This window comes from Aliiroseovarius sp., assembly GCF_030148435.1.
Taxonomy (GTDB): Bacteria; Pseudomonadota; Alphaproteobacteria; order Rhodobacterales; family Rhodobacteraceae; genus JASBTN01.
The window spans coordinates 44,371-53,770 of the sequence record NZ_JASBTN010000015.1; the positions used below are offsets into that span (position 1 = coordinate 44,371).

At 63.4% G+C, this 9,400-nt stretch carries 9 protein-coding genes; all 9 read right to left on the reverse strand.

Annotation, left to right across the window (positions count from 1 at the left end):
• Positions 1 to 23: 23 nt before the first annotated feature.
• The 9 genes from gyrB to Q1V43_RS03240 all read right to left on the reverse strand — a co-directional run bounded on the left by gyrB (position 24) and on the right by Q1V43_RS03240 (position 9,325).
• Positions 24 to 2,441: a DNA topoisomerase (ATP-hydrolyzing) subunit B gene (gyrB, locus tag Q1V43_RS03200; protein ID WP_300513866.1), complete on the reverse strand. Its 2,418-nt coding sequence runs from the start codon at positions 2,439 to 2,441 to the stop codon at positions 24 to 26.
• 79 nt (positions 2,442 to 2,520) lie between these two features.
• Complete coding sequence (locus Q1V43_RS03205) at positions 2,521 to 3,141, reverse strand: LysE family translocator (protein WP_300513868.1); 621 nt, start codon at positions 3,139 to 3,141, stop codon at positions 2,521 to 2,523.
• Positions 3,138 to 3,554 carry a VOC family protein gene (locus tag Q1V43_RS03210; RefSeq protein WP_300513869.1) on the reverse strand — a complete coding sequence of 139 codons (417 nt, stop codon included), beginning with the start codon at positions 3,552 to 3,554 and terminating at the stop codon, positions 3,138 to 3,140. Before Q1V43_RS03210 ends, Q1V43_RS03205 begins: the two co-directional genes overlap by 4 nt.
• Complete coding sequence (gene recF / locus Q1V43_RS03215) at positions 3,551 to 4,663, reverse strand: DNA replication/repair protein RecF (RefSeq protein ID WP_300513871.1); 1,113 nt, start codon at positions 4,661 to 4,663, stop codon at positions 3,551 to 3,553. The genes Q1V43_RS03210 and recF overlap by 4 nt, the downstream gene beginning before the upstream one ends.
• A 127-nt stretch (positions 4,664 to 4,790) precedes the next feature.
• Positions 4,791 to 5,909 (reverse strand): DNA polymerase III subunit beta, encoded by a 1,119-nt coding sequence (dnaN, locus tag Q1V43_RS03220; RefSeq protein ID WP_300513873.1) that lies wholly within the window; start codon positions 5,907 to 5,909, stop codon positions 4,791 to 4,793.
• A gap of 116 nt (positions 5,910 to 6,025) precedes the next feature.
• The gene (gene dnaA, locus Q1V43_RS03225) at positions 6,026 to 7,408 is read right to left on the reverse strand and encodes a chromosomal replication initiator protein DnaA (RefSeq protein WP_300513875.1); all 1,383 of its coding nucleotides are present in this window, start codon (positions 7,406 to 7,408) and stop codon (positions 6,026 to 6,028) included.
• Between the two features lie 76 nt (positions 7,409 to 7,484).
• Positions 7,485 to 7,934, reverse strand: a complete 450-nt coding sequence (locus tag Q1V43_RS03230) for a rhodanese-like domain-containing protein (protein ID WP_300513877.1) — start codon at positions 7,932 to 7,934, stop codon at positions 7,485 to 7,487.
• Positions 7,935 to 8,140: 206 nt separating this feature from the next.
• Positions 8,141 to 8,404 (reverse strand): 30S ribosomal protein S20, encoded by a 264-nt coding sequence (gene rpsT / locus Q1V43_RS03235; RefSeq protein WP_300513879.1) that lies wholly within the window; start codon positions 8,402 to 8,404, stop codon positions 8,141 to 8,143.
• 144 nt (positions 8,405 to 8,548) lie between these two features.
• Positions 8,549 to 9,325, reverse strand: coding sequence for an enoyl-CoA hydratase (locus Q1V43_RS03240; protein ID WP_300513881.1), 777 nt, complete (start codon positions 9,323 to 9,325; stop codon positions 8,549 to 8,551).
• Between the last annotated feature and the right edge of the window lie 75 nt (positions 9,326 to 9,400).

Consider the following 9,400-nt stretch of genomic DNA (forward strand, 5'->3'; position numbering starts at 1 on the left):
CTATGGGGAATCCTACAAACTGATCAGAAGTCCAGGTTCTCGACCGACAGGGCGTTTTGCTGGATGAATTCGCGGCGTGGTTCGACCACGTCGCCCATCAGCTTTGTAAATATGTCATCGGCCTCGCCCAGGTCATCGACCTTGACCTGCAACAGGGTGCGGGCCTCGTGGTCGAGGGTGGTTTCCCACAGTTGGTCCGGGTTCATTTCGCCCAAACCCTTGTAGCGCTGAAGGGTCAGGCCCTTTTCGCCTTCGGCCAGGATCGCGCCAAGCAGGTCGACCGGGCCGTGGATGATGACCTCACGCTCCTTGCGTGACAGGCGGGCGGGATCGGCATAGATGTCGCGCGTGTCCATCGAGACCTCGGACAGGCGCCGTGCTTCGCCAGACCGCAGGACGGCGCCGTCCAGGGTGCGGATTTCCTCGACCCCGCGCAGGATGCGCGACAGGCGGATGCCGTGGTCCTGGGTGATGCGCCCGTTCCAACCACGTTCATATTCCACCGCGACCTGGTCCAGACGGTTGGCCACGTCATTGGCCACGGCCTGCAGGTCCGCATCCGCCTTGCCCGGGTCGAAGGCACCCGCAAGGGCGGCCTGCTCCAGGATGTTGCGCGGATAGTGGGTCGGGAAGGCATCCAGGATGCGCTTGAAGGTGCGCGCGCCCTCGACCACGCGGGTCAGGTCGGCACCGGCGATTTCCTCACCGCTAGCAAGGCGCAGAACGGTGCCCTCGATGCCCTGGGCCACCAGGTAATCTTCGAGCGCGGTCTGGTCCTTCACATAAACCTCGGACTTGCCGCGGCTGACCTTATAAAGCGGCGGCTGCGCGATATAGAGGTAGCCGCCCTCGATCAGCTCCGGCATCTGGCGGAAGAAGAAGGTCAAAAGCAGCGTACGGATGTGGGCGCCATCGACGTCGGCATCGGTCATGATGATGACCTTGTGATAGCGCAGCTTCGAAATGTCGAACTCGTCGCGGCCGATGCCCGTGCCCAGCGCGGTGATCAGCGTGCCGATCTCCTGGCTTGACAGCATCCGGTCAAAACGCGCGCGTTCCACGTTCAGGATCTTGCCGCGCAGGGGCAGAACCGCCTGGTCGTGCCGCGAGCGGCCCTGTTTGGCGGACCCGCCGGCCGAATCCCCCTCGACAAGGAACAGTTCGCGCTTGGCCGGGTCCTTTTCCTGGCAATCGGCCAGTTTCCCGGGCAGCGAGGCCACGTCCAGCGAGGATTTCTTGCGCGTCATCTCGCGCGCCTTGCGGGCGGCTTCGCGGGCCAGTGCCGCTTCGATGATCTTGCCGACGATCAGCCTGGCCAGCTGCGGGTTCTCGTCAAACCACTCCTGCAGCTTCTCGTTCATCAGCCCTTCGACCGCGGGGCGCACTTCGGACGACACCAGCTTGTCCTTGGTCTGAGAGCTGAATTTCGGGTCCGGCACTTTCACCGACAGCACACAGGTAAGACCCTCGCGCGCGTCGTCGCCGGTAAATGACACCTTTTCCTTCTTCGCCAGACCCGAGCTGTTGGCATAGAGGTTGATTGTCCGCGTCAGCGCACCGCGAAAGCCCGCCAGGTGCGTGCCGCCATCGCGCTGCGGGATGTTGTTGGTAAAGGGCAGCACGGTCTCGTGGTAGCTGTCGTTCCACCACATCGCGACCTCGACGGTGATGCCGTCCCTTTCGCCGATGATGAAGATCGGCTCTTCGACCATCGGGGTCTTGTGCCGGTCCAGATATTTGACGAACTCCTTCACGCCACCTTCATAATGCAGGTCGGTGGAAAGCTTTTCGGCCGGTCGTTCATCTTCCAGAATAATGCGCACACCGGAGTTCAGGAAGGCCAGTTCGCGCAGGCGGTTTTCCAGTGTCTTGAACTGGTAGTCGAGGTCCGAGAAAGTCTCGGTAGAGGCCAGGAAACGCACTTCGGTCCCGGTGCGGTCGCCGCAGTCGCCGACCACTTTCAGGTGCTCGACCGTCTCGCCGTGGGCGAACTTGGCATAGTGTTCCTTGCCGTTGCGCCAGATGCGCAGCTCCAGCCAGACCGACAGCGCGTTCACGACCGACACACCCACGCCGTGCAGACCGCCCGACACCTTGTAGGAGTTCGAGTCGAACTTCCCGCCCGCGTGCAGCTGGGTCATGATGACCTCGGCTGCGGACACGCCTTCTTCGGGGTGGATGTCCACCGGAATGCCGCGCCCGTTGTCATAGACGGAAACAGAGGAATCCGCGTGAATCGTAACCGTCACCGCATCCGCGTGACCGGCCAGCGCCTCGTCGATGCCGTTATCCACCACCTCATAGACCATGTGGTGCAGGCCCGAGCCGTCATCGGTATCGCCGATATACATGCCCGGGCGCTTGCGCACCGCTTCCAAGCCTTTGAGAACCTTGATGGATTCGGCGCCGTAGTCGGCGCCCTTCTGTGCGTCATCCGCCATTCGGAATGTCCTGTTCTGCCTTCCCGTTTTTATATGGGTTCCAGGGGGGGATGTCACGCGGATGGCACAAGATTTTGTGTTACAGGAAGGGGATCGCCAGACCCACGGTGACGAGCAGGACGCCGGCGGTCAGGTTCATGCGTCGGACTGCCTTGGGTGAGGCCAGAACCCGCCGCACCCGGTCGACAAACCAGGCCAGGCAGAGGTTGCCCACCAACGGCACGGCAAAGGAGGCGGTGGCGATGGCTGCAATGTCCGGCATCGTCAGTCGTGAAAGGTCAAAGAACCCGGGCAGCACCCCCATGTAGAACAGGATCGCCTTGGGGTTTCCCAAGATCACGATCAGCCCGGCAACAAACCCCGCCCACATGCCGGGGCGGGTGAGGCGGCTGTCGCGTTCCAGGCTGTCACCCGCGTGGCGCAGGATTGTGATCCCGAGGTAAAGGAAGAAGCCAAAGGCGACCCATCTGAGCGCCTCCATCGCGCCGCCCCAGGTGGTGGTGATCCAGCCCACCCCCAGCACCGCCAGCACCGACCAGAGCACATCGCCGATTGCCACCCCCATGGTCACTGGCCAGGCCTGCCGGAACCCGCCCGCCAGCGCGCGGGCAACCAGCGCGACCCAGACCGGGCCGGGGGTCAGGAACAGGATGAACAGGCCGACGATGTAAAGGCCAAGTTCGAAGGGCGCGATGGTCACGTGAGGTGCCCGTCCTCATCCATCTCCCAGAACGGGTTCATGGCATATTCCCACAGATGCCCGTCCGGATCGGCGATATAGCCGGAATAGCCACCCCAGAAGACCTTTTCGGGTCGCGCCACCTCGGTCGCGCCGGCGGCGAGCGCCCTGTCGAAGGCCGCGTCCACCTCGGCCTCGGTCGGAAAGCACTGCGCCAGGGTCATGGCGCCGGTCTTCAGATCCTCGACCTTGCGCCGCGTGTCCTTGGCCAGGCCCTCGAGCGTGTAGAAGCCGAATTTCATGCCGTTCATGTCATAGAAGACGACCTCGTCCAGCACATTGGACGGCTGCCAGCCCAGCGCCTCGTAGAAGGCGCGGGCGCGGTCCAGATCCTTGACCCCCAGTGTGATCAGCGTGACGCGATTGGCTTTCATGGGTTCACCCTTTCCACGTGCGAGGTGCCTCCCGTTTCGCGCACCTCGAAAGACATTGCCCGGTCGCCCAGCGCCTCGAACAGTTCCGGCCCGGTGCCGGTCATGAAGGCCTGCGCGCCAAGGGCACAGATTTCATCATAGAGCGCCGCGCGGCGACCGGCGTCAAGATGGGCGGCGACCTCATCCAACAGCAGGATCGGAGGGGCGCCGAATTCATGGGCAAGCGCGCGGCCATTGGCCAGGATCAGGCTGACCAGCAGCGCCTTCTGCTCACCGGTTGAACAGTCCCGCGCGGCCACGCCCTTGGCGGCGTAGACGGCCGCCATGTCTGCACGATGCGGACCCACCAGGGTCCGCCCGGCCAGCAAGTCGCGCGGGCGGCTTTCGGCAAGGGCGTCGACCAGGTCGTCGGGTTCGTGCGGCAGGGCGAACCCATCGGCGTGAAACAGGGTCAGGTCGGCCACCGGAAAGGCGGTGCCGGCCTCGGCCTGCGCTGCGGTGAGCTGCCCCAGGGCGGCCAGCCGTCCCGCGTGGATTCGCGCCCCGGCCTGGGCCATCTGCACCTCCAGCGCGTGATACCAATGGGCGTCGCTCTGCCCGTCCTTCAACAGCCGGTTCCGCTCCCGCATTGCCTTTTCATAGGTCAGAACGGCATCCGCGTGCGCGGGCTCGAAACTCATCGTCATGCGGTCCAGGAACCTGCGCCGCCCCTCGGCCCCTTCGGTCCAGAGCCGGTCCATCGAAGGCACCAGCCAAAGCACCCGTGCAATACGGCCCAGCGCCACCTGCGGGGCGGGCTTGTCGTCAATCCTGACCTGCCGCGGTGCGCCCGCTTCGGACCATGTTTCGACCTCGTGCAGCTGATGCAGACTTTGCAGGACGGCGCGAACCTTCCAGCCCAGCGCCTCGGGCCTGCGGGCCATTTCGTCCGGTTTGGCGCCCCGCAGACCGCGGCCTGGCGACAGCAGGCTCACCGCCTCCAGCACGTTGGTCTTGCCCGCGCCATTCTTCCCATGGATCGCCACCGGCCGCCCGTCCAGAGACAGGCGCGCCGCCTTGTGGCTGCGAAAGTGGCTGAGGGTCAGCTCGGAGAGGGCCAGTTTGCTCACCGTCCCGCTTTCATCTTTCCACAAATATCCCCGCCGGAGGCCAAGCGACCGTTTGCGGGCGCGCAGACCCGGCGGCACATTCGCGCAATGTGCGAGAGGGGAGGAATGTCAGGACCGCAGCGCCCGGTCACACGCGCATCGGCATGACGACGTAGACGGCGGAGGTATCCCCCCCTTCGCGCATCAGGGTCGGATCGCCCGAGTTGTTGAACAGGAAGACGGCGTTTTCGCGATCGACCTGGCTGGCGATCTCCAGCAGGTATTTGGCGTTGAAGCCGATCTCCAGCCGCTCGTCGCCGTAGGCGACGGCCAGCTCCTCCTCGGCCGCACCCGCATCAGGGGCGTTCACCGACAGGACCAGGCGGTCCTCGTCCAGCGCGAGTTTCACCGCGCGCGAGCGTTCCGACGATACGGTCGCGACACGGTCCACGGCCTGGGCAAACTCGGTCGCGTCCACTTCCATCTTGCGGGTGTTGCCCACCGGAATGACGCGGGTGTAGTCCGGGAAGGTCCCGTCGATGACCTTGGAGGTCAGGGTGATCTCGGGCGTCGCAAAGCGCACCTTGGTTTCGGAGACCGACACGGCGATGGTGGCATCGTCATCATCCAGGAGCTTGTGCAGCTCGCCCACTGTCTTGCGCGGCACAATCACACCGGGCAACTCCTCGGCGCCCATGGGCAGGTCCGCGTCGATGCGGGCCAGACGGTGCCCATCGGTGGCGACACAGCGCAGCACCCTACCATCCTCGCCATCGGCCACATGCATGTAGACGCCGTTCAGGTAGTACCGGGTTTCTTCGGTCGAGATGGCGAATTTCGACTTGTCGAACAGCCGGCGCAGCACCGGCGCGGGGGCCGAGAAATTGGCGGAGTAATCCGAGCTCGCCATGACCGGGAAATCTTCCTTGGGCAGGGTGGCGAGCGAGAAGTTCGAGCGGCCTGCCTCGACCGTCAGGCGACCGGCGGCGCCATCGTCTGTCAGCTGCACCAGCGCCCCGTCGGGCAGCTTGCGCACGATCTCGTGCAGGGTAACGGCCGACACGGTGGTGGACCCGGCCCGTTCGACCATTGCGTTGGTCTTGTCCACGACCTCGATATCCAGGTCGGTGGCGCGGAAGGACACGGTGTCGCCCTCGGCTTCGATCAGCACGTTGGCGAGGATCGGGATCGTGTTGCGGCGCTCGACAACCGATTGCGCTTGGCCGACGGCTTTCAGCAGCGTGCCGCGTTCGATACTGATCTTCATGTCCCACTCCTGACGACGACCGGGGCGGAGGAAGGCTCCCCCACCCGGCTTTTGGTTTTGTTGGAATGTCCAATGGTTTGCCGGGGCCGTCAAGGCCCCGAAGGGTCGCGCGCGTGTTATGCTTCGAGAGCGCGGCGCAAAAGCTCCAGATCCTCGGCGATCTGGTTGTCCGTGGCCTTCAGTTCGTCGATCCGTTTGACCCCGTGCATGACCGTGGTGTGGTCACGCCCGCCAAAGCGACGCCCGATCTCGGGCAGCGAACGCGAGGTCAGGTGCTTGGCAAGGTACATGGCGACCTGGCGCGGACGGGCAATGGTGCGCACCCGCTTGGGGCCGATCATGTCGGACAGGCGGATGTTGTAGTGCTCTGAAACCTTGCGCTGGATCTCTTCCACCGTGACCTTGCGGTCCGAGGCGCGCAGGATGTCGGCCAGACAGTCCTGGGTCAGCTCCAGCGTGATCTCGCGCCCCACCAGCGAGGCAAAGGCGAAAAGGCGCATCAAGGCCCCTTCCAGCACACGCACATTGGTCGAAATGCGATGGGCCAGGAATTCCAGCACGCCCTCGGCGATCACCAGATCCTTGTACTGCTCGCGGTACTGTTTGACCTTGGTCTGGAGCACGCCCAGACGCAGTTCGTAATCGGTCGGGTGAAGGTCGACGACCAGGCCGCATTGCAGGCGCGATTTGATGCGATCCTCAAGGTCTTTGATCTCGCCCGGCGCACGGTCGGCCGAGATGATGATCTGCTTGTTCTGGTCCACCAGCGCGTTGAACGTGTGGAAGAACTCTTCCTGGGTCGAATCCTTGCCGGCGATGAACTGCACGTCATCCACCATCAGCACATCGACCGAGCGGAACAGGCTCTTGAAATCCATCATCTGCTTGTCGCGCAGGGCCTGCACGAAACGGTACATGAACTGTTCGGCCGAGAGGTAGACAACCTTCAGCTCGGGGTTGCGCGCCTGGATTTCCCAGGCGATGGCGTGCATCAGGTGCGTTTTGCCCAGGCCGACGCCGCCGTACAGGAACAGCGGGTTGAACGTGACAGGGCCGCCTTCGGCCACGCGGCGCGCGGCGGCATGGGCCAGCTCGTTCGGCTTTCCGACGACAAAGCTGTCGAAGGTAAAGCGCGTGTCCAGGGCGGCGCCAGGCAGGTCGTCCCTGTCCTCGGCCGCCGAGGGGCCGGCGGGCACGGCCCCGGACGCGTTGGCGCTGTTGGCCGCAGAGGCAGCACCGGGTTTGCGCACGACCGGTTTGGCGGGCACCACAAACTCCAGGCGCGATACGTTCACGCCCTGGCCCACCATCTGTTTCAGGATCTTGTCACCGAAGTTCCGGTCGACCCAGTTCCCCATGAAATTCGTCGGCACAAGGAAGGTGGCCACGCCGTCCTCCAACTGTGCGAACTCCAGAGGTTCGATCCAGTTTGTATAATTGTTCTGCCCCACAGTGTGTTGCAGTTTTCCCCGGACCTGTCCCCATTCTTCGTTCTTCATCTCTCTCCGACCCGCAAAGATATCCCGTCCGGACCCCGCGGATGCGTGGTCCAGTGACATTCGCCAAATTTCCCGTTTACGACTGCCGCCAGGGCAGCCCTGCAACCTTCCAGCCATTCACACAGCCGCGGTGCGCATCTTTGTCCAGGTCCCCTTCGAACCCCCCCAAGACGTTCACGCATTCGGCGTTTTGACCCATGGCCATCAGATGCGCCTTGACCGCGCGGGCCCCGGCGTCTGATCGCACCCCGCTGCGGCACAGGAACAGGAACACCGAGGGCACACGATCACCCAGCTGCTCCAGCACCTCGCCCACGAAACGCGGGTTCTGGGACATGTTCGGCAACTGGGCCCATTCCACCTGCAGAAGGTGGTGGCCCAGAGATGACAGGTCGGGCACGCCGACGAAGGCCCATTCGGACTTCGTGCGTACATCGACCAGTACGGCGGTTGGATCTCCCTCCAGGATCTCCCACGCAGCGTTGGGCAAAACCTCTGATATAACCGGTTCTGCCACCGCGTTCATGCCTTCTGTCCCCAAGTCAACGATGTGAATCGCTAAGGCAAGCTAGCGTGTCGGCGGCGGGCCACGCAACAGAACTTCACGCTTGACTCTGTCTTTGTCGAAACGAATCCCGAACCGGTTTGGAAAGTGCTTTTTTTCCAAGGGAAAACAAAAAAGGGTGTGCCTTGGCACACCCTCTCTCTGGTCCCGGAAGGGGCCGAATCCGGTTATCCCAGCGCCTTCACACGCGACGCCAGGCGCGACATTTTGCGCGCAGCGGTGTTCTTGTGCAACACACCCTTGGTGACACCGCGCATCAGTTCCGGCTGGGCCTCTTTCAGAGCGGCGGTGGCAGCGGCCTGGTCGCCCGAAGCGATGGCTTCTTCCACTTTGCGCAGGTAGGTGCGGATGCGCGAACGGCGGGCTTTGTTGACTTGAAAGCGGGCTTCGTTCTGACGGGCGCGCTTCTTGGCTTGGGGCGAATTGGCCATGGTGTGGTCCTTTGGGTCGGGTCGATTACGTTTCTTCTGCGCGAAAGCCCGACCGGGTTCTGAACCGGCTGATTCTGGCCAAGGCGGGCCTCACACGCATGTATGACGGCTGCCTATAAGGGAAAGCAGCCGTCATGAAAAGGCTTATTTGTCGCGGAACTGCGCTTCGCGCTTCTCGGCGAAGGCGTCCATGCCTTCCTTTTGGTCCTCGGTCGCAAAGAGCGAATGGAACACGCGGCGTTCGAACAGGATGCCTTCGGTCAGCGGCAGTTGCTCGGCGCGGTTCACCGCCTCCTTGATTGCCATCACGGTGATCATCGATTTTTCGGCGATCTTGCCGGCGGCGGACAGGGCTTCCTTCATCAGGTCCTTGGTTGGCACGACGCGGCTGACCAGACCGGACCGTTCGGCTTCCTCGGCGTCCATGAAGCGGCCGGTCAGGTTCATGTCCATCGACTTGGCACGACCGATAAGCTTGGTCAGGCGCTGGGTGCCGCCCATGCCGGCCATGACGCCCAGGTTCACCTCGGGCTGGCCGAACTTCGCGGTGTCCGAAGCGATGATGAAGTCGCACATCATCGCCAGTTCGCAGCCGCCGCCCAGCGCATAGCCCGATACGGCCGCGATGATCGGCTTGCGGATGCGCATGATGGCGTCTTCCTCCGGGGTGAAAAGATCCCCGGCAAAGACGTCGACAAAGCTCTGGCTGGCCATCATCTTGATGTCGGCGCCGGCGGCAAAGGCCTTTTCCGAGCCGGTGATGACGAAGCAGCGTACTTTTTCGTTCTTTTGACCTTCGGCCAGGGCCTGGCCCAGTTCACCCAGCAGTTCAAGGTTCAGCGCATTGAGCGCCTTGGGCCGGTTGAGCTGGACAAGGCCGACGCGGCCGCGGGTTTCGATGATGATGGTCTCGTAAGCCATGGCGGTCCCCTGAAATCTGATCTGCGATCATGATCGCGACTGAGAGTCTTGCGCTAATGCCTAGTCGCAGCGAGC